At 61.6% G+C, this 25,487-nt stretch carries 29 protein-coding genes; 18 read left to right on the top strand and 11 right to left on the bottom strand.

Going from position 1 to position 25,487, the window contains the following annotated elements; translation table 11 throughout:
- Positions 1 to 147 precede the first annotated feature (147 nt).
- Positions 148 to 555, bottom strand: coding sequence for a hypothetical protein (locus GT748_RS15165; RefSeq protein ID WP_021660989.1), 408 nt, complete (start codon positions 553 to 555; stop codon positions 148 to 150).
- A 155-nt stretch (positions 556 to 710) separates the two neighbouring features.
- Between GT748_RS15165 and GT748_RS05755 the strand changes: the two genes are divergently transcribed.
- From GT748_RS05755 to GT748_RS05745, 3 genes are all read left to right on the top strand, one after another.
- On the top strand, positions 711 to 1,028 hold the full coding sequence (locus tag GT748_RS05755; protein ID WP_143161591.1) for a helix-turn-helix domain-containing protein: 318 nt from the start codon (positions 711 to 713) through the stop codon (positions 1,026 to 1,028).
- A 182-nt stretch (positions 1,029 to 1,210) separates the two neighbouring features.
- Positions 1,211 to 1,540 carry a helix-turn-helix domain-containing protein gene (locus GT748_RS05750; protein ID WP_052537714.1) on the top strand — a complete coding sequence of 110 codons (330 nt, stop codon included), beginning with the start codon at positions 1,211 to 1,213 and terminating at the stop codon, positions 1,538 to 1,540.
- Positions 1,541 to 1,661: 121 nt separating this feature from the next.
- The gene (locus GT748_RS05745; RefSeq protein WP_021660986.1) at positions 1,662 to 1,817 is read left to right on the top strand and encodes a hypothetical protein; all 156 of its coding nucleotides are present in this window, start codon (positions 1,662 to 1,664) and stop codon (positions 1,815 to 1,817) included.
- A 396-nt stretch (positions 1,818 to 2,213) separates the two neighbouring features.
- Here the strand turns inward: GT748_RS05745 and GT748_RS05740 are convergent, their stop codons facing one another.
- The 7 genes from GT748_RS05740 to GT748_RS05710 all read right to left on the bottom strand — a co-directional run bounded on the left by GT748_RS05740 (position 2,214) and on the right by GT748_RS05710 (position 9,289).
- Positions 2,214 to 3,281, bottom strand: coding sequence for an NAD/NADP-dependent octopine/nopaline dehydrogenase family protein (locus GT748_RS05740; protein ID WP_021660984.1), 1,068 nt, complete (start codon positions 3,279 to 3,281; stop codon positions 2,214 to 2,216).
- Between the two features lie 17 nt (positions 3,282 to 3,298).
- Positions 3,299 to 4,975, bottom strand: coding sequence for a methionine synthase (locus GT748_RS05735; protein ID WP_044993225.1), 1,677 nt, complete (start codon positions 4,973 to 4,975; stop codon positions 3,299 to 3,301).
- Between the two features lie 391 nt (positions 4,976 to 5,366).
- Positions 5,367 to 5,909, bottom strand: a complete 543-nt coding sequence (gene rbr / locus GT748_RS05730) for a rubrerythrin (protein ID WP_021660980.1) — start codon at positions 5,907 to 5,909, stop codon at positions 5,367 to 5,369.
- Between the two features lie 243 nt (positions 5,910 to 6,152).
- Positions 6,153 to 6,680 (bottom strand): DUF4358 domain-containing protein, encoded by a 528-nt coding sequence (locus GT748_RS05725; protein WP_021660978.1) that lies wholly within the window; start codon positions 6,678 to 6,680, stop codon positions 6,153 to 6,155.
- Between the two features lie 141 nt (positions 6,681 to 6,821).
- A complete protein-coding gene (locus tag GT748_RS05720; protein WP_021660977.1) occupies positions 6,822 to 7,823 on the bottom strand; it encodes a nucleoside hydrolase in 1,002 nt (333 codons plus the stop codon).
- Between the two features lie 204 nt (positions 7,824 to 8,027).
- Positions 8,028 to 8,972 carry an AEC family transporter gene (locus GT748_RS05715; RefSeq protein WP_161213308.1) on the bottom strand — a complete coding sequence of 315 codons (945 nt, stop codon included), beginning with the start codon at positions 8,970 to 8,972 and terminating at the stop codon, positions 8,028 to 8,030.
- Positions 8,973 to 9,040: 68 nt separating this feature from the next.
- Positions 9,041 to 9,289, bottom strand: coding sequence for a YdbC family protein (locus tag GT748_RS05710; protein WP_185915526.1), 249 nt, complete (start codon positions 9,287 to 9,289; stop codon positions 9,041 to 9,043).
- 1,339 nt (positions 9,290 to 10,628) lie between these two features.
- Here GT748_RS05710 and GT748_RS05705 point away from each other — a divergent pair.
- Both GT748_RS05705 and GT748_RS05700 read left to right on the top strand, forming a co-directional pair.
- Entirely contained in the window at positions 10,629 to 11,210 is a 582-nt protein-coding gene (locus GT748_RS05705; RefSeq protein ID WP_205301319.1) for a helix-turn-helix domain-containing protein, read from the top strand.
- Between the two features lie 5 nt (positions 11,211 to 11,215).
- Positions 11,216 to 12,868, top strand: a complete 1,653-nt coding sequence (locus tag GT748_RS05700; RefSeq protein WP_052537715.1) for an AMP-binding protein — start codon at positions 11,216 to 11,218, stop codon at positions 12,866 to 12,868.
- A 72-nt stretch (positions 12,869 to 12,940) separates the two neighbouring features.
- On the opposite strand, the gene GT748_RS05695 is transcribed toward GT748_RS05700, so the two are convergent.
- The gene (locus tag GT748_RS05695; protein ID WP_044993223.1) at positions 12,941 to 14,320 is read right to left on the bottom strand and encodes an alanine/glycine:cation symporter family protein; all 1,380 of its coding nucleotides are present in this window, start codon (positions 14,318 to 14,320) and stop codon (positions 12,941 to 12,943) included.
- A 383-nt stretch (positions 14,321 to 14,703) separates the two neighbouring features.
- Positions 14,704 to 14,874: a hypothetical protein gene (locus GT748_RS05690; RefSeq protein ID WP_021660968.1), complete on the bottom strand. Its 171-nt coding sequence runs from the start codon at positions 14,872 to 14,874 to the stop codon at positions 14,704 to 14,706.
- Positions 14,875 to 14,954: 80 nt separating this feature from the next.
- Here GT748_RS05690 and GT748_RS05685 point away from each other — a divergent pair, with 80 nt between their 5' ends.
- The 13 genes from GT748_RS05685 (at position 14,955) to GT748_RS05625 (ending at position 23,949) form a co-directional block, all read left to right on the top strand.
- Complete coding sequence (locus GT748_RS05685) at positions 14,955 to 15,344, top strand: hypothetical protein (RefSeq protein WP_021660967.1); 390 nt, start codon at positions 14,955 to 14,957, stop codon at positions 15,342 to 15,344.
- Positions 15,345 to 15,499: 155 nt separating this feature from the next.
- Positions 15,500 to 15,826, top strand: a complete 327-nt coding sequence (locus tag GT748_RS05680; protein ID WP_161222318.1) for a hypothetical protein — start codon at positions 15,500 to 15,502, stop codon at positions 15,824 to 15,826.
- A 70-nt stretch (positions 15,827 to 15,896) separates the two neighbouring features.
- Positions 15,897 to 16,502 carry a major tail protein gene (locus tag GT748_RS05675; RefSeq protein ID WP_021660964.1) on the top strand — a complete coding sequence of 202 codons (606 nt, stop codon included), beginning with the start codon at positions 15,897 to 15,899 and terminating at the stop codon, positions 16,500 to 16,502.
- 12 nt (positions 16,503 to 16,514) lie between these two features.
- The gene (locus GT748_RS05670) at positions 16,515 to 16,904 is read left to right on the top strand and encodes a hypothetical protein (RefSeq protein ID WP_021660963.1); all 390 of its coding nucleotides are present in this window, start codon (positions 16,515 to 16,517) and stop codon (positions 16,902 to 16,904) included.
- A gap of 29 nt (positions 16,905 to 16,933) precedes the next feature.
- Positions 16,934 to 17,077 (top strand): hypothetical protein, encoded by a 144-nt coding sequence (locus GT748_RS05665; protein ID WP_021660962.1) that lies wholly within the window; start codon positions 16,934 to 16,936, stop codon positions 17,075 to 17,077.
- A 71-nt stretch (positions 17,078 to 17,148) separates the two neighbouring features.
- Entirely contained in the window at positions 17,149 to 19,200 is a 2,052-nt protein-coding gene (locus GT748_RS05660) for a phage tail protein (RefSeq protein WP_044993221.1), read from the top strand.
- A complete protein-coding gene (locus GT748_RS05655; protein WP_021660960.1) occupies positions 19,197 to 20,042 on the top strand; it encodes a phage distal tail protein in 846 nt (281 codons plus the stop codon). Before GT748_RS05660 ends, GT748_RS05655 begins: the two co-directional genes overlap by 4 nt.
- Before the next feature lie 3 nt (positions 20,043 to 20,045).
- Positions 20,046 to 21,077 carry a siphovirus ReqiPepy6 Gp37-like family protein gene (locus GT748_RS05650; protein WP_021660959.1) on the top strand — a complete coding sequence of 344 codons (1,032 nt, stop codon included), beginning with the start codon at positions 20,046 to 20,048 and terminating at the stop codon, positions 21,075 to 21,077.
- 16 nt (positions 21,078 to 21,093) lie between these two features.
- On the top strand, positions 21,094 to 22,626 hold the full coding sequence (locus tag GT748_RS05645; RefSeq protein WP_021660958.1) for a hypothetical protein: 1,533 nt from the start codon (positions 21,094 to 21,096) through the stop codon (positions 22,624 to 22,626).
- A gap of 12 nt (positions 22,627 to 22,638) precedes the next feature.
- Positions 22,639 to 22,923, top strand: a complete 285-nt coding sequence (locus tag GT748_RS05640; protein ID WP_021660957.1) for a hypothetical protein — start codon at positions 22,639 to 22,641, stop codon at positions 22,921 to 22,923.
- Positions 22,923 to 23,156: a hypothetical protein gene (locus GT748_RS05635; protein WP_021660956.1), complete on the top strand. Its 234-nt coding sequence runs from the start codon at positions 22,923 to 22,925 to the stop codon at positions 23,154 to 23,156. Before GT748_RS05640 ends, GT748_RS05635 begins: the two co-directional genes overlap by 1 nt.
- Positions 23,157 to 23,169: 13 nt before the next feature.
- Positions 23,170 to 23,358 (top strand): hypothetical protein, encoded by a 189-nt coding sequence (locus tag GT748_RS05630; protein ID WP_021660955.1) that lies wholly within the window; start codon positions 23,170 to 23,172, stop codon positions 23,356 to 23,358.
- A 3-nt stretch (positions 23,359 to 23,361) separates the two neighbouring features.
- Complete coding sequence (locus tag GT748_RS05625; RefSeq protein WP_021660954.1) at positions 23,362 to 23,949, top strand: M23 family metallopeptidase; 588 nt, start codon at positions 23,362 to 23,364, stop codon at positions 23,947 to 23,949.
- A 74-nt stretch (positions 23,950 to 24,023) separates the two neighbouring features.
- Here GT748_RS05625 and GT748_RS05620 read toward each other — a convergent pair whose 3' ends face one another.
- Positions 24,024 to 25,475: a TrkH family potassium uptake protein gene (locus GT748_RS05620; protein WP_021660953.1), complete on the bottom strand. Its 1,452-nt coding sequence runs from the start codon at positions 25,473 to 25,475 to the stop codon at positions 24,024 to 24,026.
- Between the last annotated feature and the right edge of the window lie 12 nt (positions 25,476 to 25,487).

The following is a 25,487-nucleotide window of genomic DNA, read 5'->3' as shown; positions in this document are numbered from 1 at the left end:
AACTGAAAAAACGGGGAAACCCAATCCCCGGCGTAGAGCGGCGCTTGGCCCGCGAGGACAAGACAGGGGCGGCGCGCCGGCGTGCCCCCCCTGCCCTGGCCCACCGGCGGCGGGGGAGGGGAGGTGATTGCTGGGAAAAGGCAGGCCCTAAGCCGTTTTTCCCGGCTTCCCTTTTTTCTGCCTTGCCGGATGGAGAGAAGCGACCACCGGGCGCTTCCTTCTCCCCGTCGGCGGGCGATGTCGGCGGGAGGGGAGCGTTAGGAGCCGCCGCAGGTATATCTTCGCCCGCTGTTGACGGCTGGCTTTAACCCGCCCCAGCTTGAGACGCCTGCGGACATGGCTTTGATTTGGTTGCAATGGAGATTCGGAAAACAGGTAGCCTACACTGTATTCAGGCAAAAGTTGAGTACAGGTTTTTCTGACCTCGGCATAGGTAAAATCACTTCTACTGTGAATTTTGTCATAGGCGCTTTGCGTATCTATTTCGAGGAATTCTGCGTATTGCCGGATGGATATACCCTTTTCGGAGAGCACCAATTGCAGGTTGGGGAACATTTAATTACCTCCTTAGATATACGAGTACACGTATGCGTAAATTAATTATATACGAGTACTCGTATGTTGTCAAATAAGTTTATACTACTGCAAGTAACTTTGTCTTGTTTTATATACTTAAGAATGTTAAAATGAAAAAAATGGAGGGACTTCTATTGAATTTTCTCGAAAAATTGTGTTATTTAATGGAAAAGAATAAGCTAAACAGACATTCCCTATCAGTAGCATGTGGCATCCCCTACAATACCATTAATAGTTGGTACAAACAGGGTTACGAGGGATTAAAATTGACTTCTTTGCGCAAACTGGCGGATTTCTTTGATACCTCTCTTGATTTTTGGGTAAAAGATGGACCAATTGAAGAGTTGGAATTGGACGAAGAGGTAGCGCGTTTTTTAGAGGAATACCGACAGTTGAGTGAAAGTGATCGAAAGGTTGTGCGAGAGACAGCACGAAGGCTTTTAAAAAAATAAAATACATTTTTATCTAGTGGCTGGCGGGCAAAGAGAAGTGAGAAGGGGCGGCTCGGCGTCCGCTGGGCCGTCCCTTTTTCACGTCACCGGCCAGACTGTGCTAGACTGAAAAAACAGATTGTCCCCTAGAGGCGGGGGCAGAACCGGCTGTGGCGATGAGGTTATAGGGGGGCGGCTTGGCGGTGAACTTTCTTGAAAAGCTGAATTTCATGATGGGAAAAAGCGGCTTGACGAAATATTCGCTGTCGAAAGCCAGCGGTATACCCTATACGACGGTTGACGGCTGGTATAAAAAGAAATGTGAGGGCCCCAAACTCAATACGCTGCGCAAGTTGGCAAAGTATTTTGAAACTTCTATTGACTTTTGGGTGGATGACGGCTCTGCCGAGGAGCTGCTGGATGATGAAATCCATCATTTGGCAGAGCAGTACCACCAATTGAGCGAGGAGAACAGGGCGATTCTCCGAAAGACCGCCGAGACCCTTTTAGAGGGGCAGGCCGCCTGCCGCTGACCGGCGGGGGGAGAAGGGGCGAAGGAGCGCCCCTTCTCTTTTTTGCGGGCTGGGGGCCGGTTGCAAAGGGCGTCGAATTTTGGTAGACTTGGAGTATCATTTCAGAAAGGGAGTATGGCCCATGTCTTGTTCCACCAGCGCTAACAAGGACACCTGCCCCTGCACCGCCGACTGCAAAAACCACGGCCACTGCTGCGAGTGCATCAAGTTGCACCGGCAGGAGAACATCCACGAGGCGGTGGCTTGCATGCAGTGCAAGTTTGCTGAGAAAAAGTAGGTCTTTCCGGCAGAAAGGGGCGGCCCGGCAGGTGCTGGGCCGCCCCTTTTTGCGCCGTTGGCCAAACTGTGCTATACTGAGCGAAACGACAGATTGCCCCCTGGGGGCGGGGAGGAGCCGGCTGTGATCAAGTGGTTTAAAAAGTTGCCCAACACCACCAAAATGCTGATGATGTCGGGCGTGGTGGCCCTGTTGGCCATTCTTTTGGTGACTGTCACCGTTTTGCAAAACGCATAAAAAAGGGCCCGCCGGAAGCGGGTCCTTTTTTTGTGTTTACGGGAGCGGGAACACAGGGGTTGCAGAAGGGCCCCGCCCAGGGGTCGACTGGCAGGAGGAGGCGGCAGACGACAAAAAGGGCGCCCGCGAAACCCGTTCGCGGGCGCTTCTTTATGCACGTCAGACCTGCGCCGCCTCCGGCAGGCGGATGCGGTCGAGGGCTGCCTGGTCGGCAATCATCCGCCCGGTCTGGCGGAAATCTACCCGGTAGATGGTGCAGGCCAGCTGGATCACCGTGTCGATAAAGGGGGTGGGGATCCCCAGCAGCCGCCCCACACTGGAGATGGGGACCAGGCCGGTGGGCACATCCTCCCAGACATAGCGGCAGTCGGTGGACTGGGGGGCGTAGACGTCGGCGTAGGCGGGGTTTTTCTGAATGGTCTCGTAGAGGTCGGCCCCCGGCTCGATGCCGTAGGAGCGCACCAGCCATTCCAGGGCAGTCTCCACCTCCAGTCCGAGGCCGGCGGCCACGGCCACCCGCTCGGCATCCACCTGGCTGATGTACTGGGCGACCATGGGGGTGATGGCCTCTTTGTAGTAGAGGAAGGTCTGCCCCGACTCGATGCGGGTGTAGTTGAGGAGGATGGGGGTGGGGTGGAAGATCATGCCGATGTTGGTCAGCCCGGTGTAGAGGATGGAGGGCACCCCGTGGATCCCGGGGAAGAGCTCCTGCATCAGCTCCACCGCCGCCGGGGTCCGCTCCGGCTCCAGGCAGGCGAGGCGGATGTCCTCTTTGATGGAGTAGATGATGGGGTGGTTGAACTCCTGGTTGCGGCAGGTGAACACCAGGGTGTCGGTCTCGGCCACGGTGACGTCGGCGGTGCAGCCGCAGCTCTCCAGGGTGTGGGCAAACTCGTAGGCGCCAAAGGTGCGGCCGGGGTTGAGCACCACCGTCTGCCCGCTCTTCAGGTAGGGGGCCATTTTGGTGGCAATCTCCTTGTGGGTGTTGGCCGGGGTGGCCACCATAATCAGTTCGCTGCCGCGAATGGCCTCCTCCATGTCCAGGGTCACCAGCCCCACCGGCACGGTGGCGTTCACCACGCCGGCCAGGTTGATTTCCGGCTGGGCGCGGTAGAGCTCCACCTTCTGGGGGGTGCGGGTGAACAGCTTGACCTGGTGGCCCAGGTAGGTCAGGTAGCCGGTGAAGGCGGTGCCGCCGTTGCCGCTGCCGATGACAGTAATTTTCATCCTGAATCCCCCTCTGCTTATGCGTGAAGGGGAGCGGGGTCCAAGTGTCCCTCAATCGGGATCCCCTCTTTTTCACAGAGGTGGGCCAGCCGTTCCCGCTCGGTCAATTCCCGACCGGCCTTCCGGTCGTACGCCACGCAGCGGCCGCCAATGATGGTGGTGAACAGGTCGCCGGTGAACTCGCCGCCCTTGACGATGTGCGGGGCGTCGATAAAGCCCCGCTTGATGCAGTCGGCGATGACGGCCGGCTCGCAGAGGGGGTCTTGGTAATCGCTGTAAAACCGCTCGATAAAGGAGAGGAGGAAGCGGGCCTCCTTGAGAAGGTGCTGTTTGCGGGTCTGCACCCGGGGGTCGTGCACCAGGTCGATCTGGTCTTCCAGGCAGGTCTTGATGACCCCGCGCACGATCTTGCAGCTCTCGATGACGTCTTTGGGGGAGGCGATGTGCTCCGCCTCGCAGAAGCCCACCACGTGGATGATGTGGGGGTGCACCGCCATCTGCATATAGGTGGTGGCCGCCAACTGGCCTTTGGCCACGTCGAGGTCGGCGCTGAGGAAGGGCAGGCCGGCCCGGGTCTCCCGGTAGAGGGTGAAGGTGTCGTCCTGCAGGCTTTCGGTCAGCTCGATCATGGCCAGCACCCGCGCCAGGTCCATGGGGAAGGAGAGGGAGTTGGGAACGTTGAACATGTACTGGCTGACGTAGTGGCGGACCCCCGCCTTTTTGGCGTTGCGGGCGCTCAGGTAGGCCATGACCACCGGGATGACGTCGTGGGCGTCGCGCAGGCCCCAGTGGTGGGGCTCGTTCGCCTCGACGGGGATGCCCCGCTCGGCGTGCCAGCGCATCAGCTCCACCGCCTCTTTGACCGAGGTGTCGATGTCCCGGTCGCCCCGGCCGTCGAGCTTGTTGTACCAGCACAGGGGGACGGCGCACCAGGCATTGTTGAGGGTGTCTTTGAGCAGCTGTGCCATGTCGAAGACATCGGCAGTGCCGCTGTAACAGCGGATGAGGGGCTGGTTACCAAATTTGGTGGCGGCCTTCAGGGCCTCGAATTCCTCCCTCGTGCGCAGGGGGACGCCGCCGGCGCCCTCGTACTCGGGTTTGCGCTTTTCGGGGTGGAAGTAAAACTGCTGGGTGTTCTGGTCGGGGCCGACGGAGATGACGTCGAGCACCCGGCTCTCGGCGATCTCGCGGATGCCGGCGACCGTCTTTTCCACCGAGGGCTCGCCGTAGTGGTGGCGCAGCAGGGGATAGGGGTACTTGGCGCCGATGCGGGCCACCAGGTCGTCGGAGAGGACTTCGTCTTTGGTGGCCTTTTTGCCGTTGCGCAGAAAGTAGAGGGAGTCGTCGATGTCGTCGCTCCCGTCGGAGATGTAGTCGAAGAAGTCAAATTCCTCCGCCACCCGGGCCACCGGGCCGGTGCCGCCGAAGGACCAGACGGTCTTGATCCCCCGCTCCTTCACCTTCTGCACCAGTTCGGCGATCAGGGGACGGGCGTTTTCGGGGGTGAGCCGGTAGCCGACGGCCACCATGGCGGGGTGGTGCAGCTCGATTTCCCGCAGCAGGTCGTCCACGGGGATGGCGGGCCCCAGGTAGATGGGGGTGTAGCCCTCCCGCTCGGCCAGCTGCAAAAAGTGGGCCACGCCGCCCACGTGCACGCAGTTGCCAAGGGACGCGCCGAGAACGATTTTTTCCATAGTCATTTCCTCCCTCTGAGAAGAGACAGGGCGGTCTTTCGACAAAAAGCCCCGCAAAACACCCGGGAGGGGCGTTTTGCGGGGCGGACCCGCTTCAGGTATAGCGCAATCAATGGATTTTTGGTGCCGGGTCATTCGCTTGTTCCGCTATCTGCTTCAAAACGCCTCCAGGTGTGTGTTCACCTCTGTTAACTGTTGTTTATATCGAAATTATTATAGCAGAATTGCCGGCCCTTAACAATCAATATTTTGTGAACAAAAGGGCCCACACAGAAAAGGCGGAGGAGAAATATTGGGGAATTTGACGAAAATTATGAAAAATCATTGTCGCGTTTCAACGATTTGGGCAGGGAAAGACCGGCGGATCGGCCGCTGCGGGCGGGGGAGAGGGTTACTTGTAGGACTCGCATTTGACGGCGAAAAAGCTTTGGGGGTGGTGGCAGGCGGGGCAGATGGCCGGGGCCTCTTTTCCCTCGAACTGGTAGCCGCAGGAGCCGCACTGCCACAGCACCTTTTCCCCCTTTTTGAAAACCGCCCCCTGGGAAAGGTTTTCGATCAGGGCGCGGTAGCGCTCCTCATGGGCCTTCTCCACTGAGCCGACCTTGGCGAAGAGGTCGGCGATCTCGGTAAAGCCCTCCTCCCGGGCCTCCTTCTCGAAGCGCTCGTAGAGGTCGGTCCACTCGGCGTGTTCGCCGCCGGCGGCGTCCAGCAGGTTTTCCATGGTGGAGGGGATGCCCGCGTGCAGCAGCTTGAACCAGACTTTGGCGTGTTCCAACTCGTTGGCGGCGATCTCGGAAAAGAGTTTTCCGTAGGCGTGCAGCCCGTCCACCCCCGCCTGGGTGGCGTAGAATTGGTACTTGGCGCAGGCCTGTGTCTCCCCGGAAAAGGCGGCCCGGAGATTTCGTTCGGTGGCGGTGCCTTTGAGTGATTTCATGGAATATTCCTCCTCGAAATGGTTTGTGGGCGCTTTTGCGAGGGAGCGCGAAAGCCCTTCAAGCCATTTGTATGCACCGCGGGCCGTTTTTGAACCGATTTGGTGCAAAAACGGGACAAAAGGGGCGGGAAAAGGGCCCTTTGGCCGGGTGTTTTGAAGGGTGAGGGGGAAAAGGACAAAAAAATCCCGCGGCGGGCGGCCGCGGGGAAGGGGCGCGGAAGAGGAGAGAGGGGAGAGGAGGGACTAGCGCTTGAGCCGGGCGGTGACGGCGTCCACCCCTTTGGCGATCTCCTCGCGGGCGCTCTCCAGGGCGGCGGTGGGGGAGGCCCCCTCGGCGGGCTCGGGCCCCAGGGCCAGGTAGAAGAGATAGTCGCCCACCCGCACCACCTGGGCGACCTGGGCCTTGGGGCTGTCGGGGTACTCGCGGGCGGCCTTGTCCCGGTAGGCGGCCAGCTCCTCTTCCAGGGCGTCGGCCTCTCCCTTCTTGGCCTTGACGGCGATGAAGGTGTCGGGGTGTTCGGAGAGGGCGGCCTCCTCGGCGATGACCTCGTCCATCTTTTCGCGGGTCAGGCCGTACTTGCGGGACAGGGTGTCGTTGTCGATGGCCAGGGAGGGGTAGTACTCCTCGCCGTAGAGGGCCTTGACCTCCCGGTGGATGGCCGAGAGGTCGGCGTCGCTGGAGGAGCCGTTGGAGTCGTTGCCGCAGCCGGTAAAGGCCAGCAGGGCGGCCAGGAGCAGGGGGAGCAGGCGGGTGAAGGGGGTGTGGCGCATGGCGGTCGTACCTCGATTCTCGATTTCAAGGCCGCCGGGAAAGGGCGGCCCTTTTTCCAGAGTGTTTCCCGGCCGGGCGCCGTTATGCGCAAAAAAGCCGCCGGCAAAAAGGCGGGCGGCTTTTTTGTGAAAAGCGGGGATTTAGCGGGAGTAGCGGGCGCAGATGTCGAGCAGCATCCGGTTGAATTTGTCGCGGTCGGCGTCCAGGGCGACCCAGCAGTTGTCCGGCAGGTTGTGGAGCTTGCGGGTGTCCACGATGGTCTGGCCGTCGGCAAAGCCGCCGGAGATGTCCACGTCCACCCGGGTGTGCAGCAGGCCGGGGAGGACGCTGGGGTCGATGACATAGGCTACGCAGAGGGCGTCGTGAATGGGGCAGAGGTCGGGCTCGTGCAGGGGCTGCAAGAGGTTGTAGGCCCGGGTGCGGATCTCGATGAGCTGGGCCACCATCTCCCCCACGGGGGTGTGCAGGTCGCGGTAGAGCTGGGCCTCCTCCAGCCGGGTGGAGGCCTTGTGGGTGGCGTCCAACGGCACCAGCACCACCTTGGCCCCGCAGGTGAGGACGATCTCGGCGGCCTCGGGGTCCTTCCAGATGTTGAACTCGGCCGCGGCGGTGGAGTTGCGCTCGGTGTGGCCGCCACCCATGATGACGATCTCCTCGATGTTCTCCACCACGGTGGGATCGGCCCGCAGCACCATGGCGATGTTGGTCAGCGGCCCCACCGGGATGAGGGTGACCTTTTCGGGGCAGGACTTGATGGTGCGGATGTACCAGGGGATGAAGTTTTCATCCACCGGCTTGAGGGTGGCCTTGGGCAGGTCGAACTCCTTGGGGTGGTAGCAGATCTCGCGGCCCTGGTCGTCGTACTGGGTGGTGGGGGTCATGGGCTGGTGCAGCCGCCCGGGGTTGAGCTCTTTGACCAGGGGGACGTCCATCCCCTTGACCACGGGGATGCGCTCCTGCGCCCCCAGCAGCTCGACGATGCGCAGGGTGTTTTCCAGGGTGTAGCACAGGGGCTGGTTGCCGTTGACCGCGCAGACCCCCAACAGGTCGATGTCGGGAGAGAGGTCGGCCATGATGATGGCGATGGCGTCGTCGGAACCGGTGTCCACGTCGAGGATGACTTTTCGGGGTGTCGATTGCATGGGAAAACCCTCCTTTTATTGCCTTGGCTTTGAATTTTAGTATAGGGGCAGCTTTTGGGGGAGGTCAAGGGGAAAGTGGGGTTTTCTCCCAAACGCTGCAAAGGGGCGGGGCGGCTTTGTGAAAAGGCCACAGTTGCCCACAAAAAAGCCCCCCGCAGCGCAGTGCTGCGGGGGGCTTACAGGCGCGGGGGAAACCGGCCGCCTTCACACGGGGATGAGGAAGGTGGAGAGGAAGAGGACGGCGGGGATGGTGATGACCGAGCAGATGGTGGTGACCGCCACGATCTTGCCGGCGTAGACGTCGTCGGCGCCGAAGATGTTGGCGAACATGGCCGTGGCCACCGCCGAGGGGGTGGAACTGGCAATCAGGTTGACCATCACCGCGAACTCGATGTTGTCGATGCCGGTCTGGCAGAGGAGCCACCCCAGCCCCAAAATCAGCAGGGGGCAGAGCAGCAGGCGGGCCACCGCCACCTGGAAGACCTCCCTGTTTTTAACCAGCTCTTTGGGCTTTACGTTGGAGATGAGGATGCCGATGATCAGCATGGAGGAGGCGGTGTTCAGGTTGGCGATGTTCTGAATGGCCCCGGTGAAGACGGTGGGCGGGGTGAAGCGGCAGATGTAGAGCAGAAAGCCGATGGCCGCCCCGATGTTGCTGGGGTTGATGAGGGCCTTTTTCAGGTTGATTTTATAGCGGCCGTTTGACACCTCTTTGGCGCCGTTGGTCCACATGAAGATGCCCGAGGCCGCCAGGAAGCCCACCAGCAGGAACACCCCGGTGGAGCCCAGACTGGCCTGCACCAGGGGGATGCCGATGAACCCGGCGTTGGAGTAGCCGGTGCCGTAGCGGTTGATGCCGTTTAGGGGGTCGCCCTTTTGGCGGAAGATCAGGGTGCCGGTGAGGACGCAGATGCCCTGCACCACCACCCCCAGCGCAAAGGCGTAGAGGAAGAGGCGGAACTCTGCCGCGTCAAAAGGGCGCAGGAAGGAGTTGATGATCAGCATGGGGGAGACCAGGTAGAGCAGGATGTTGCTCAGGGGGGTGGTGAGGGCGTCGCTGATCTTGCCGGTCTTTTTCAGCAGGATGCCGCAGACGGCGATGATGACCATCACCACGACCTGGCCGGATACTGCAAGGGCAATTTCCATAGGGGGTGCACTGTCCTCTCTGTGATGGGATTTGGGGCGGCCCGCCGCAGGGCCGAAAGGGGCGGGGTTTAGAGGGCGGGCTCGTCGTCCGGGGCCTCGATCTCCAGTTCCATCAGCAGCTCTTTGAGGGAGTAGAGCTCCTCTTTGGTGATGGTGACGCCCTTGCCCATCTTGCTGTGGTCGGGGGACCACTCGCGGATGTCGTACTTGGGCTCCCGCTCGTTCCAACTGATGAGGTTGAGCTCTTTGGTCCAGCCCTTGGCGTTTTCAGAGAGAACGCCGATCATGTCCACAATTTCGTATTTGAATTCTGCCAATTTGAAATACCTCCTGAAAGTCGGCAGGCGATCTTCGCCCGGCCGCTGTGTTCTCACTGATGCTGCGCCGGGGCGGGTGGTACCGCACTTCCCGGGCGCATCCATTTGTATATCATAGCACACTCCCGCCCGCAAAAAAAGCATGAAAACCAATTTTTGGCCCCTTTTTCGACCGGGGAAGGGGGGATGGTCTGGAGGGGGAGGAGGGGAGCGGGAAACTGGAGAAGTGGGGGAGGCGGACGCCTCGCCGTTTTTTGACTGGAAGAGGGGGCGGTGAGGGAGGGGAGGAGAAAAAACCGGCAAAAGGGGGATGGCAGTGGTCATTCTCTCTTTTTTGAGCGAGGGTAGAAGCGTTCTGGTGGAGGAAAGGGCGAGGGAAAACGGAGAAGTGGGGAGGCGGTGGTGCGTTCCCCTTTTTCGACCGGAGAAGGGGGGACTGCCTCGGCGGAAAGGGAGGGAGAAAATAGCGGAGCGGAGGTGACGGTGGCGTTCCCCACTTTGTCGCTCAGGAAAGGAGGTACCCGGCAGGGACGGATCGGGGGGAGTCGGTGAAGCGGGAACGGCGGCGGCAATGTCCCCCTTTTTCAATTGAGGATGAGAGGCGCTCCAGCGGGGAGAAGGGTGGGAGGAAACGGCGAAGAGGGGGGAGAGGCAACAGTGCCCTCTTTTTCGACCGGGGATAGGGGTGTTTTGGCAGAGGGCAGGATCGGGGAAATCGGTGAAACGGGGGTGACGGCGATGCCCTTTTTTAACCGAGGGAAGGGAAAGCGCCACAGCGCAAGGGGAGGGGGGAGAAAAACGGGCGGAGTGGCCGAGACAGCGGCAATACCCCTCTTTTGCCACCGGCGCGCAGAGAGGGCGAGGGGCGAAAAAAGATTGGCAAAGGGCGGTTGACAACCCTGGTGGATTGTGGTATTTTGGGGCTACAGCAAAGAGCAAAAAAGCCCAGAAGGGGACAGCGGACCAGACGGGACCTTACAGAGAAGCGCCGGTTGGTGAAAGGCGTGAAGGAAACCGTGTGGAAGGGCCTTGGCCCGGCGGACCGTTCCGCCGCCGATCACCCCGGAGCTGCGCAGTGAAACCCAAAAGGGGGAGTAAGTGTCGCCGGTATCCCACCGTTAGAGGGGAGCGTGTTGTTGGACACGGCTGAGCGGCCCTTTTGAGGGGCAACTGAGAGTGGTACCGCGGAGCAGCGATGAAAAACAGTCGGCTTCGTCTCTCTGAACCGATCCGCCCGGGAGGGCGGGTCGGTCAGGGGGGCGGGGCTTTTTTTCTTGCCTTCACGGCAGGGCCCACGTCCAACAGGGAAACAAAACCAGAGTCAGAGGAGGACATTGCAATGCTGCAAAATGAAATCAGCCAAATTGCCGAGAGACTGCGGGGCCTGCGCCAGATGACCGACACCACCCCCGAGGAGATGGCCCAGGTCACCGACACCGCGGTGGAGGAGTACCTGCGCCTGGAGGAGGGGGAGGAGGATTTCTCCTTCACCTTCCTCTACAACTGCGCCAAACACCTGGGGGTGGACCTGACCGAACTGATCACCGGCGAGATGCCGAAGCTGTCCTTTTTCACCGTGGTGCGCCGGGGCGAGGGGATGCCCATCCGCCGCCGGGCGGGGTTTGAGTACCAACACCTGGCCTATCTGCTGCGGGGGCGGATGTGCGAGCCCTTTTTGGTCAAAGCTCCCTATCGGAAGGAAGAGCAAAACCAGGAGATCGCCCTCTCCCGCCACAAGGGGCAGGAGTTCGATTTTGTCCTCAAGGGGAGCTTGAAGGTGCGCATTGAGGACCACTACACGGTGCTGCACGCGGGGGATTCGATCTACTACGACTCCAGCCACGGGCACGGGATGATCGCCGCCGAGGGCGAGGACTGCGAATTTTTGGCAATGGTTGTGGAAGGGCGTGATGAGAAGTGAGCGAGATGATCTACCAGAGATTTACCGAGGAGACGGTGGACGAAAAGGGGCGGCTGACCGGCATCTCCTTTCACCCGCCGGAACACTTTAACTTTGCCTTTGACGTGATGGACGAACTGGGGCGGACCAAACCCGACGAGCGGGCCATGGTCTGGCTGTCCGAGGCAATGGAGGAGCGGGTCTTCACCTTTGGGGATTTCAAGCGGGAGTCCTCTCGGGCGGCCCACTACTTTGCCAACATGGGCATCGGCAAGGGGGATGTGGTGATGCTGGTGCTCAAGCGCCACTACCAGTTCTGGTTTGCGGTGCTGGCGCTGCACAAGCTGGGGGCGATCGTCATCCCCGCCACCAACCAGCTGATGAAGAAGGACTTTGTCTACCGCTTCAACGCCGCCCGGGTGAAGGCCATCGTCTGCACCTGCGACGGGACGGTGGCCGACGAGGTGGACCTGGCCATGGCGGAGAGCCCCACGGTGGAGCTGAAAATCTGCGTCAACGGGGAGCGGCCGGGCTGGCGGTCCTTTGACGCGGAGTACGGGGCCTTCCCCGGCGAGTTCCCCCGCCCGGCCCCCGAGGAGGCGCCGGACAACGAGGACCCGATGCTGATGTTCTTCACCTCCGGCACCACTGGGTATCCGAAAATCGCGGCCCACTCCTTCACCTACCCGCTGGGGCATGTGGTGACCGCCCGCTGGTGGCACAACAACCGGCCGGGGGGACTGCACTTCACCATCTCCGACACCGGCTGGGGGAAGGCCATGTGGGGGAAACTCTACGGCCAGTGGCTGTGTGAGGACTGCATCTTCACCTACGATTTCGACCGCTTTGACGCCAACAAGATCCTGCCCCTGTTTGCCAAGTACCACATCACCACCTTCTGCGCGCCGCCCACCATGTACCGCTTCTTTATAAAGGAAGACCTGAGCAGGTACGACCTGTCCTCCCTGGTCTACTCCAACACCGCCGGCGAGGCCCTCAACCCCGAGGTGTTTCGCCAGTGGAAGGCAGCCACCGGCCTGACCTTGATGGAGGGGTTTGGCCAGACCGAGACCACCCTGACGGTGGGCAACCTGCTGGGGGCCGAGCCGCGGATGGGGGCCATGGGCAAGCCCAGCCCCCAGTACGACGTGGACATTGTGGACGAAAACGGTCGCTCCTGTGTGCCCGGCGCAGTGGGGGAGATCGTCATCCGCACCGACAGGGGGAAGCCCTGCGGGATGTTCATCGGCTACTACCTGGACGAGGCCCTGACAAAGGAGGCCTGGCACGACGGGATGTACCACACCGGCGACACCGCCTGGCGGGATGAGGACGGCTACTTCTTCTTTGTGGGGCGCACCGACGACGTGATCAAGTCCTCCGGCTATCGGATCGGGCCGTTTGAGATCGAGAGCGTCATCATGGAGCACCCCTCGGTGCTGGAGTGCGCGGTGACGGCGGCCCCCGACCCGGTGCGGGGCCAGGTGGTGAAAGCCACCATCGTGCTGGCCCGGGGCTATGCCCCCAGCGAGGAGCTGAAAAAGGAGATCCAGCAGTACGTGAAAAAGAACACCGCCCCCTACAAGTACCCGCGGATCGTGGAGTTTGTGGAGGAGCTGCCCAAGACCATCAGCGGCAAGATCCGCCGGGTGGAGCTGCGGCAGGAGGCACAGAAGTAGGCGACTGCCAAAAAGCAAAAAAGGGCCCGAGACCGAAGGCGCGGTCTCGGGCCTTTTTTGTTGTGGAATGGGTCACTGCCGCCCCTTTTTGGCCTTGGCGAGCAGGGGGGACCGGGCGTAGTCGCGGTAGAGGCGGGAGGCGGAGCCGGAGAGGGCCAACAGGCCCAGCAGGTTGGGGATGACCATCAGCCCGTTGAAGAGGTCGGCCAGGGACCAGACCAGTTCCAGCTTGAGCAGGGAACCCAGGACGATGAAGCCCACCACCAGCAGGGCATAGGGGAGGACGGCCTTTTTGCCGAAGAGGTAGACGATGTTCTGCTGGCCGAAGAAGAACCAGCCCACGATGGTGGAGAAGGCGAAGAAGAGCAGGCAGATGGCGATGAAGCTGTTGCCGAACGAGCCGAAGGTGGCGGTGAAGGCCGCCTGGGTCAGCTCGATCCCGTCCGCCCTCGAGCCGTACTGGCCGCTGGTGAGGATCACCAGGGCGGTGAGGGTGAGGACCACAAAGGTGTCGATGAAGACCCCCATCATGGCGACGACGCCCTGCTGGCAGGGGTGCTCCACCTGGGCCAGGGCGTGGGCGTGGGGGGTGGAGCCCATCCCGGCCTCGTTGGAGAAGAGGCCGCGGGCCACCCCGTAGCGCATGGCCTTTTGCACCCCGATGCCGCAGGCGCCCCCCAGCACGGCGGTGGGGGAGAAGGCGCCCACAAAGATCTGGCGGAAGGCGTCGCCGATGGAGCCGGCGTGAAAGGCCAGGGCGACGGCGCAGCCCAGGATGTAGACGACGGCCATAAAGGGGACGATCTTCTCGGTGAGGGAGGCGATGCGGCGGATGCCGCCGATAAAGACAAAGCCGGCCAGCACGGCGATGACGATGCCCACGACCAGTTTGTTGGCGCCAAAGGCGGTGGCGAAGGCCGAGGAGATGGAGTTGGCCTGGACCATGTTCCCCATAAAGCCCAGGGCGAGGATGATGAAGACCGAGAAGAGGACGGCCAGCACCCTGCCGAAGCGCCCCTTAAAGGCGGCTTTTATATAGTAGACCGGCCCGCCGATGACCGCGCCGTCCTTTTGGGTGCGGTGGGCCTGTGCCAGGCTGGCCTCGGCAAAGATGGTGGCCATGCCGAAGAAGGCGGAGAGCCACATCCAGAAGATGGCGCCGGGCCCGCCCATAACGATGGCGGTGGCGGCCCCCGCCAGGTTGCCGGTGCCCACCTGGGCGGCCACGGCGGTGGCTAGGGACTGAAACGAGCTCATGCCGTCATCGCCAGCCTTTTTCCCGCTGAAGCGGATCTTGCCGAAGACCTCTTTACAGCTCTGGCCGAAGCGGCGCACCTGCACGAATCGCAGGCGGAAGGTGAAATAGATGCCCGCCCCGCAGAGTAGAAAGAGGAGGAAGTAGTTCCAGAGATAGTCGTTTGCAACCGATACGAGAGATTCCAAAAATGACATGATAACGCCCCTTTTTTCTTTTGTCACACGTTTGGCAGTATACCAGAGAAAGGGGCGGTTGTCTACAATAAAAACGCAAGTGTATTCCATGCAGAGACAATCTGGCGGGCTGTCGGTTGGTGAAGGACAAAATTAAAAAGAAACAAAACGGTTAAAAATAGTTGCAAATTAGAAACAAAAGCGGTATACTGTACTTACGGAGTTGCGAAAAAGAAATAGAGGGCGTCGCCCAAAAGTGGCGTGGCGCCTGAATGGTGAACGGCCCTGCTCCCCCCTTTTTTGGCTGGGGTAGTTGCCGGCGAACAGGCTGGGAGAAAAGCACAGATGAAGAGGCGCTGCGCCAAGGGGGAGGTGCGCCTCTATCGTTTCTGAAAAGAAACGAATTATTCGGAAACCAGGTTGTCGCGGTAGTGCTCGGCAATCTGCTGCAACTCGCCCAGGGTGGAGACCTCGACGCCCGAGTCGAGGATGATTTTGCGGACGGCGACGGGGAGGGAGTTGAAGTAGGGAGAGAGGGCGGGGTCGTTGAGGTAGAAGTTGGCGTTGGCGGACATGAAAAAACCTCCTTTGGGATGAGATGATGGCTTGCTTTCAGTGTTTCCCAGCGGGGGCAAAGAATACAGGAGGACGGAAAATGACGGAGAGAGAATGGCGGGAGCTGCCCCATCTGCAGCGGGAGGTCAAGCTGCTGCAGGGGCAGTTGGAGCGGCTGCGCAGGGCGCAGGAGAGGTGGACGATGCGGCGGCCGTGTGAAGGGGAGATGGCGCAGGAGGAGATCGGCACCGAGATGCGGGAGCTGGAGCGCCGCCTGCAGGCCACCGTTCGCGAATATTTGATGCGGGTGGAAGAGGGCTACGCGTTTTTGGGCGAGGTGGAGGACAGCCAGATGCGGCAGATCTTGAATCTGCGCTACCTCGAGGGGATGAGCTGGCAGCGGGTGGCCTTTGCCATCGGCGAGTACGACGAGCAGTATCCCCGCAAAAAGTGCCGCCGGTTCTGGGTGAAGGAGGAGGGACGCATTTGACGAAAAGGACGGCCGGGGGGCGGTATACTGAAATTGTGAAAGGGGAGGACACTCCCCCGATGTGGCAGAGACACCGCAGCGAAGCGGCAGGGGAAGGGGCCGGCGGTGCAGGAAAACCAGGGCGGTGAGCCCAGACGATAAAGGGGGGACAGACGTTGACAAAAGCGGAGATCAAGGCCGTTTTGACCGGCGCGCTGCAGGATGGGGTGGCGCTGTACTGGCAGTTCCCGCCCAGCGGCACAGGGCGCTGCCTGGTGTGGGGAGAGACCGGCCCGGCCGGGGGGCGGGCCGCCGACAACCAGCCGGGGGAACGGGGGATGAAGGGGATGGTAGAACTTTACACCACCCTGGAGGAAGACCCCCTGTTTGCCGCGGTGGAAGAGGCGCTGCGCGGGGCGAGGCTGGCGTTTTCCTGGGAGAGCAGCGGCTACGACCGGGACGCGGGGCTGGTCAAGCACCGCTGGCGCTGGGTCAGCCTGTGAGGGCTTTTGAGAGGGTGCAGACCGCCGAGAGAGGCGTTTGCAAATAAATTTTTAAAAGGAGCGGATCAAGATGGCGACTATTGGCGTGAGCAAACCGTATTATGCCCTGTATCAGAGCGAGGGCGGCACCGTCAGCTACCAGGGCGGCGGCCTGATGGGCAAGGCGGTGGAACTGTCTGCCAGCATCGAGGCTGGCGAGGAGAACAACCTGTACGCCGACAACATGGTGGTGGAGAGCGACAGCTCGTTTGCCGGCGGCACCCTGACCATTACCACCGACGACCTGCTGCAGGAGGCGAGCAAAGTCCTGCTGGGGCTCAAGACCAACGAGGTGACCGTGGGCGAGGAGGAGGTCACCGAGCTGGTGTACGACGACGAGTCCGTCGCCCCCTATCTGGGGGTGGGGATCATCATCAAGAAAAAGCGCAGCGGCAGCTATGCCTACCGCGCCATCATCTTCACCAAGGTGCAGTTCAAGGTGCCGGAGGACAGCGCCACCACCCAGGGCGAGGCGGTGGAATGGCAGACCCCGGCCATCGAGGGGGCCATCTTCCGGGACGACAGCGCCACCCACGTCTGGAAGAGGGAGGCCACCCTGGACAGCGAGGAGAAGGCGGAGGCCTACATCAAGCAGGTGCTGCACATTGGGGCCCCCTCTCCCGAGCCCCAGGCGTAAGGGGGAGAGCCGATGGAGAGACTGAGTTACATTGAGCTGGCCGGCCGGCAGTGCCCGCTGAATTTCTCGCTGGGTGCGGTGGAGGAGATCGGCAGGCGCTACGGCAGCTTGGAGGGGATGCAGGAGGCCTTTTCGGCCTTTGACGAAAAGCCGATCCACGAGGCGCTGGGCGACATCCTCTGGATTTTGGCGGTCCTGCTCCGCCAGGGGGCCGAGTACTGCCGGGTGATGGAGGGGAGAGAGGAAGAGCCCTTCACCGAAGAGCAGTTGAAGTGCCTGCTGGGCGCGCAGGACGCCGGGCGGATCACAGAGGCCCTGACCGAGGCGATGCAGCTGGGCCAGGGCAGAGAGGTCGAGGTGCAGGCCGACCCAAAAAACGGGGAGGCCGCGCAGGGCCGGTAAGCACTGCGTGGTACTGGTTTTACGGGAGGATGCTGGGGATCCCCCGCCGAGAGCTGTGCGCGATGCCGATGGGGGAGCTGTGCGACTTGATCGCCTGCTGGCAGATCGCCCAGGGGGCAAAGGAGCGGCCGGTGCGGCCGCTGGATGAGGAGATGATCCCCGACCTCCCGTAGGGAAAAGAGAGAAGGGGCGGGGGGTCGTTGGCCGCCCGCCCCTTCTAAAGAGAGGGAAAGGAGGAGAGGATTTGGCGAATGCGATGACGTTTGACTTCAAGGTTGAGGGGAGCGACGCTGTGCAGAAGCAGCTGGATTTGCTGGGGCAGACGATGAAGACGATGCAGGCGCAGATGGACTACGTCTCACAGAAGTTCAAGCTGTTTGGCGGCACAATCGGCGTGACGACGAGCAAACTGCTTCTTCTCAACAGCCAGGCAAAAGAGCAAAAGAAGGTACTGGATATCCTGTCTGCCGAGCAGGGGAAGCAGATCCAAGCGCTCAACAGTGCCAGAGAGGCGCTTTCTGAGCTGACCAAGGGGAAAAAACAGTACACCGACTTGACGGAAGACGAGAAGAAAGCCGTAGACGATGCAAAAGACAAGATTTTGGAGCACCAGCTGGCCGTGAGCAAGTTGCAGGAGGAGTACCTGCACGCCAGGACCAATATGGACGGTTTTGCCGATGCAGCGAAGGGCAGCTTAAAGGAGGCATTTGACCAGTCGAGCGTGAACGCACTGGGGCAGAAGCTGGCCGGTGGGTTCCGAGTGGCCCTTTCGGGGATGCAGTCGGCATTGACCGGCTTTGGCGCGGCGATGGCGAAGTCGCTGCCCGCCACCATCGGGGCGGCCACCAAGGCAGCTGTCTCGCTGGTTTCCTACGCAAAGGACAAGTTTGTAGACTACGCCAAAAATATCTACAGCGCCGCCATGAGTACAGAGGTGGGAGAGGCTTTTAAAGAGCAGTTTGAGGAGGTGAAGGGGAGCGCCCAAGGCGTGCTCAACGAGGCGTTTGCCCCGATGTTTCAGGGGCTGAGCGGGCTGCTCACCGCCTTTGGGCCACAGCTCACAACCGCCCTTAGCAGCATCTTTCAGGGGGGAGACGGGAACCTGCTTGCAGATGGGCTCACCAGGTTGTTTACCGATGGGATCGTGTTGCTGTCTCAGCAATTGCCCACTATTTTGGAGGGCCTGAACACCGTGGTGGTCGCGGTACTGACGGCTTTGGGAGAATCCCTGCCGACGTTGATCAATATGCTGTTACCGGTCTTAGTGGGGGGATTTGTAGCACTTATTACCAGTATGGTCACCCTACTGCCGGATCTACTGCCCGTTGTACTAGAGGCCGGCATACAGCTGTTTTTACAGCTCATCAACGGTCTCAACACGGTGGTTCCCATTCTCATCGGCCAGCTGCCGGAAATCATTGGGCAGGTCAGCCAGGTGATCATCGAAAACCTGCCGCTGCTCATCAATGCCGGCGTCGAGCTGCTCTTAAATCTGATGGAGGGCGTCACGGTGGCCCTTCCAGAATTGATGGAGCAGTTCATGGCGATGGTGCCGACGCTGGCAAACCTCATCTCCGAGAATCTGCCCAAGATCATCGAGACGGGGATCGCGCTGCTGGTGGCCCTCATCAATGGGATTGTAGACGCCTTGCCGCAGTTGGTTCAACAGATTGTCGACCTGATTCCGACCATTGTCAATACGCTGCTCGACCATCTGCCGGAACTGATTGATGCGGGACTTGATTTGCTGCTTGCGGTGACCATGGGACTGGTGCAGGCGATTCCACAGCTCATCGATGAGATCCCCGGAATCATTGAGAAAATCATCGACACATTTTTGAACACCGACTGGCTGCAGGTGGGTATCGACATCCTAAAAGGACTCGCACAGGGGCTGATCGAGGGGGTCAAACACGCGATTGAAGCGGTGAAAAAGGTGGCCAAGATGATTCTCGACAAGTTCTTTGGCCTCTTTAAAATTCACTCCCCGTCCAGAGTTTTTCGGGACAAGGTGGGTGTAAATCTGGCCAAAGGCATTGGCGTTGGATTTGTAGATGAGATGGAACATGTCAGCAGGCAGATGGCTGCCGCCATTCCCACCCGCTTTGGCGGGATTGTGCTGGCGGGGGGAATCTCCCCCAGCACACTGGCCGCCGCCTCTGCCGGGGTGCCCGGCGGGGTGGTCCTCAACCAGACGGTGAATAACTACAGCCCCAAAGCCCTTTCGCCGGCGGAGACGGCGCGGCTCAACCGCAATGCAATGCGCCAGATGGTGATGGGGGTGAAATTCGCTTGATCACACAGAAGAAAATTACCTGTGAAAACAGCAGGGGGGAGAAGGTCTCCTTTGGGTATTTTCTGCCCCTCTGGCTCAAGGATGCCACCGGGCTGACCTCGGCTGCCTATGAGGTGAGCACCCAGCGGCAGGACGGAATGGACGGGGAGAGCTGGCAGAGCAGCTGCGCCCAGAAGAGGAACATCGTCATCACCGCGGCGATCAAAGGGGAGTACGCGGCCCAGAGAGAGCGGCTTTTCGGCTTCTTTCAGCCCCGGGAGAGGGGGACCCTCACCTACTGGGAACAGGGGGGCCGGGAGAAGATCATCGACTACCAGGTGGAGAGCGTGGAGTTTGCGCTGCAGGGGAAGACCCGGGATGTGAGCATCTCCCTCATCTGCCCCTATCCGCTGTTTCGCGCGCCGGAGCGGTCGGTGGTGAACATGGCCTATTGGGAGCCGCTGGTGCGCTTTCCCTTTGTGTACGGCGCCCCCATCATGACCGCCCGGCGGATCGCGGAGCGGATCGTGGAGGTGCAAAACGACCAGAACGTGGCCTGCGGCCTGACAATTACCTTTGTGGCCCGGGGGCCGGTCAAGGACCCCTCTCTCGCCGAGTTGGGGAGCGGGGGCAAGTTGGCGCTTGAACTGGAGATGGCGGAGGGGGACACGGTGGTGGTGACGACCGGGCGCGGCCAGAAGCGGACACTCCTCAACGGGGTCTCCCACCCGGAGATCTGGCCCCTGGCAAACGACTGGATCCAGCTGTACCCCGGGAAGAACACCTATCAGTACGGCGCGAAACAGGGGGTGGAACACCTGGATGTGAAGCTGGAGTACACCCTGGAATACTGGGGGGCTTGAGAGATGGAACTGTATGTGTACCCGCCCATCGGCCAAGGGCTTTCGTGGCACGGGGTGATCGACCAATTCGGCTCCCTGCGCTGGCGCCGGAAATACACCGAGCCGGGGGAGTTTGAGCTGCACCTCCCCGCCAGCAAAGAGAATGTCGCCCTCCTCCGCCCAGGGGCCCGGCTGCAGCGGCTGGACTGCCGGGAGCAGGGGGAGATTGCGGGGATCAAGCTGGAGGGGGAGGAGATGTCGGTGACCGGCCGCATGCTCTCCGCCCGGCTGGACCAGCACATCCAACCGCTGTTTGCCTGCTCTTGCAGCGCGGTCGAGGCCATGCGCAAGGCGGTGGCGGCCGGGGGGGTGAAGGCGCTGGTAGACCCCTCTGTTGGGGGCGGGGGAGCGGAGGAGACCGTTCAGCTGCAGGCGCGGTTCAAGAGCGACCTGCAGATCGTCTCCGCCCTGGCAAAGGCCTACAACCTGGGGTTTTACCTGGAGGTGCTGGGAGACGGCGCCCTTCAGCTGGCCATCTACCAGGGGACCGTTCGGACGCTGGAACAGACGGAGAACGCCCAGGTGATCTTCAGCGACCTGTATGACAATCTGCTCGCCCCGGTCTACACCTATTCGGCCACCGGCTACAAAAACGTGGCCCTGGTGGCCGGGGAGGAGGCCGAAAACGGCGAGCGGATGGTGGTGGAGGTGGACCGAAGCGGCGGGGGTGACCGGCGGATGCTCTACGTCGATGCCGGCGGCCTGCGGCGGGAGGAGCGCACAGAGGAGGAGTACCGGGCGCTCCTGCGCCAGGAGGGACTGCAGAAGCTGGCGGAGAGCCAGGTGGCGGAAAACTTCGACTCCTCCATTCTGCCCACCGCCCCCTTTGTGTACGGGGAGGACTGGGCGCTGGGCGATGTGGTGAGCGTCTACGATTCCCGGTGGGGGATCCGGCTGGACGCCCGGGTCACCGAGATAGAAGAGGTCTTTGAGGGCGGGGTGCACCAGGTGATCCCGGTGCTGGGGACCCCCCTTCCAGAGACGTTGCAGTTGTAAAAGGAGGGATTTGCAGATGGCGGAACAATACGGATATTTTAACGGGCTGGCCTATGACGAGGATTTTCCGGCCCAGCGAATTGCAGCTTTGGTGCCAAACGGCGTCTACCAAAACGGGTCGCAGGTACTGGCCGACGGGTCGATGAAGCTGCAGGTCACGCCGGGACGGGCCTGGATCAACGGGTATTTTTACCGCAGCGATGAGGCGGTCGAGGTCACCGTGCCCACAGCGCACCCCTCGCTGCCCCGCAAGGACGCGGTGGTGCTGCGGTGGGATCTGCCGGAAAAGGTGATGGGGGTGTGCGTGGTCGAGGGGACGCCTGCCAACAACCCGCAGCCCCCCGCCCTGCGCCGGGACAGCCAGGTGTACGACCTGCAGTTGGCGCTGGTGAAGGTGGAGACGGGGGCGATCGCCCTGACCCAGTCGGCGGTGCAGGATACCCGGACGGACAAGGCGGTCTGCGGGTACACCCAGGGGTTCGACCAGATGGATTTCAGCCAGCTGATGGCGCAGTTGGACGCCTGGGCAGAGGAGTACCGCACCGGCAAAAACGAGGAATTTCAGGGCTGGTTCGACACCATCAAGGACCAGCTGACGGACAATGTGGCGGGGTCCCTGCAGGCACAGATCAACCAGATCACCGAGAGCAAGGGGCAGCCGGGGGGCATTGCCGAGCAGGATGCGCTGCAGGCGCTGGCGGACAGCAGGGGACAGGCGGATGGGATCGCCACCCTGGACGGCGCGGGCAAGCTGGTGCAGATGCCGACGGCCGGCGATGTGGGGGCCGATGCGACCGGCAGTGCGGCGGCGGTGCAGGCGGCGCTGGGCAGCCACACCGGCAACAAGCAAAATCCCCACGGGGTGACGGCGGCCCAGGTCGGCGCGGCCCTTGCGGGGCACACCCACACGGCGGCCCAGGTGGGGGCGGTGCCCCTCTCGGGCGGAAACGCCAGTATTTCCGGGGGATTGACTGCCGGGGGAACGGTGCGCGCCAACTATTTTTGCGCCAGTGCCAACCAGGGGCTGCGCTATCAAAAGGACGCGGCCACGCAGACCGAGATCATCTTTGGAAATGGCGGGAACACCTATCTGCCGAACCAAAATGTCTACGCCACCTACCAGATGTTTCAGAACAACGGAAAGCCGGTAGGAGATTACGAGGTGGGCAGCTGGACGCCGAACTGCGCGCAGCTCAACATCGGCTCTAAGAGCGGGCGCTATGTGCGGATTGGCAAACTCGTGTACGCTCAATTTGAAATCCACATTTCCAGCACCAAGACCAACGGGGGGGAGATGGAGTTTTCCGGCCTGCCGTATACGAGTGATTCATTCGGCGTCGGCAATTTGTTCTACACAAATGTGTGCTTTTACATCAATGCCTCCAGCAACAATCCGGCGCCGTCGGTCTTCCCGGGGTGTTATGCTGGAAGCAACTGGTTTCGATTGATGGGGTTTTCGGGCGGGCGCCCCTGGACCCTGAGTGGGCGCGAAGTTTCGGGCAGTGGCGACGACGTGATTACCGGTGGCATTGTCTACCGAATTGCTTAGGAGGAGAGAGATATGGAACAGATCTACATTGCGGGACAGATGGTTGATTTACAGGACGAACGGCTGTCATTTCGACTGGACGCGGTCGACCGGGACGGCTGCCAGATCAAAGCGCAGTTGACGGTGGACCTGGGCGGGGCCAAATACACCATTCCCGAGGGCCACAGCGAGGCGCTGAAAAATTCGGAAGAGGGGCGGCAGCGGCTGATGAGCTACCCCAAGCAGGTGCAGGACTGGCTGATCCCCAACGTCTGGGGAGAGGCCCCCACTGTCAGCGAGAACAGAGGAGGGCAGTGATGTCGACCTGTCCCAACGAATACTGCACCGAGCGTTTTTCGAGGCTGGAGGGGCGGGTGGACCAAAAGAGCCAGGAGCTGGACCACCACGCGGTGCAGCTCGCCCGTCTCGAGGAAAAGTTCGACAGCCTGACCCATTCTTTACAGGGGCTGACCAAGGCACTGTGGGGGATGAGCGGGGCCATTGTCTCGGTCCTGCTGGGATTTTTTATCTGGTATGTCCAGACACTTTAAAGGAGGGGTACAAGTGCAGGTGAAGGAGAAGTTGGCGCGGCTCATCGATGTCAAGAGCATCATCACCCTAATGGTGATGGGGGTCTTCTGCGCGCTGTCGGCAGCGGGGAGGATCGATGTGCAGAGCTTTATGACGGTGGCCACAGCGGTGATCACCTTCTATTTTGCAAAACAGCCGTCCAGCGGCAAAAAGGGGGAGTGAGAGATGGCACAGAGACTGATCCAGCCCCTCAACCGGACGCGGGTGACCGCGTCTTACAAGTGGGGCGGCGCCTACCAGCGGGAGTTTGGGGCCCCGCACTACGGGCAGGACATGACCGGCGGCCCCATCGTCTACGCCCAGGGCGAGGGCACGGTGGCCTTTGCCGGCTGGGACAACGTCTGCGGCTACGTGGTGGGCATCGTCTACGACGACTGCGCCAACCACTTTGACGGTGGGCACCGGCCCCTGGTGGGGCGGTACTACCACATGGCGGACGTGCGGGTCAAAAAGGGGCAGCGGGTCACCAAGGACACCCGCATCGGCACGGTGGGGAATACCGGGAAGCTTACCACCGGCCCCCACCTGCATGTCGAGTTTGACACCGACACCCGCTACCCGGCCTACACCCCCACCCTGACGGGGCATTCCAATCTGCTCAAGAGGGGGCTGCGGGGGGCGAGGGACACCACGGTGGACCCCATGCGGGTGACCCACTGCAAGGCCTCCGGCCCCGACTGGCAGGCCATCGCCGCCGGCTACGGCCGGGATTGGGTCGACCCGCGGGACGCACAGATCCCCGAGATCCAGTAGCGGCAAGACCCCATAGAGGGGGAGAGGCCCGACCGGCAATCCGGTCGGGCCTCTCCCTTTGGCGCGCGGGGCATTCACGCCTGCCGCCGGTAGGTGGCGGGGCGCAGGAGGATGAGCATGGGGAAGATTTCCAGCCGCCCCAAGAGCATGTCCAGGCTGAGGACGATCTTTGAGAGGTCGGAGTAGGTGGAGTAGTTGTGGATGGGCCCCACGATGTCGAGCCCGGGGCCGATGTTGTTGAAACAGGAGAGGACGGCGCTCAGGTTGGTCACCAGGCTGAAGTTGTCCAGGGAGACGACCAGCAGGGAGGCGATGGCGATCAGGCAGTAGGCCGACATGTAGGTGTTGATCCCCTCGAGCACCGAGCGGCTGACCGGGCGGCCGTTGAGCTTGACCGTCTCCACGCTGTTGGGGTGGAGCAGCTTGCGAAAGCCCGCCTTCATGTTCTTGAAGATGAGGAGCAGGCGGATGGTCTTGACGCCGCCGCCGGTGGAGCCGGCACAGGCCCCGGCAATCATCAGCACCAGGAGAAGGGCCCGGGAGAGCTCCGGCCAGAGGTCGAAGTTGGAGATGGCAAAGCCGGTGGTGGTCATGATGCTGCTGGTGTGGAAGGTGGCCTCATGGATGCTCATCCCCACCGAGCCCATCTGGGGGTAGATGTTGCAGGCGATGACGGCCGAGACGCTGAGCATGATGGCGAAGTAGAGCCGCACCTCCTCGTCTTTAAGGGCGGCGCGCCAGTTGCGGAAGAGGAGGTAGTAGACGCTGAAATTGACCCCGAAGAGGGCCATAAAGACGGTGCAGACCCCCTGCAGGTAGATGGAGTAGCTGGCCATGCTGTCGTTTTTGATGCCGAAGCCCCCGGTGCCGGCGGTGCCGAAGGCGGTGCAGAGGCTGTCGAAGAGGGGCATCCCCCCTGCCAGCAGGAAGAGGACGCAGATGATCGTCAGCCCGACGTAGAGGAGATAGAGGATCTTGGCGGTCTGGCGCATCTTGGGCACCAGTTTCCCCACCGAGGGGCCGGGGCTCTCGGCGCGCATCAGGTGCAGGGTAAAGCCCTGCCCCTTTTGCCCGGGCGCGACGGCCAGCAGGAAGACCAGCATCCCCATGCCGCCCAGCCAGTGGGTGAAGCTGCGCCAGAAGAGCAGCCCCTTGCTCATGGCCTCCACGTCGGTGAGGATGGAGGCACCGGTGGTGGTGAAGCCGGAGACCGTCTCAAAAAAGCAGTCCACCAGGCTGGGGATCTCCCCGCTGAAGTAGAAGGGGAGGCTGCCCAGAAAGGACATGACCACCCAGGCCAGGGCCACCAACACAAACCCCTCTTTGGCGTAGAAGGTGGAGCCGGATCTCTGCCCTGCCCGCCGCAGGAGGAGCCCCAGCACCACGAGGATGCCGACAGTCAGGAGGATGCCGCGGCGGGCGGCCTCCTCCCCCAGGGAGGCGGAGATGGCGGCGGGGGGGACGAGGAAGGCCGCTTCCAACAGCAGGAGATTGCCCAGGTAGCGGCCGATGATCGCGCAGTTCATAGTTTCCTCCCC

The sequence above is a fragment of the Bittarella massiliensis (ex Durand et al. 2017) genome (genome assembly GCF_009876955.1).
Classification (GTDB): Bacteria; Bacillota; Clostridia; order Oscillospirales; family Ruminococcaceae; genus Bittarella; species Bittarella massiliensis.
The sequence above is the reverse complement of the archived record's forward strand: the minus strand, read 5'-3'. Positions and strand labels throughout refer to the sequence as shown.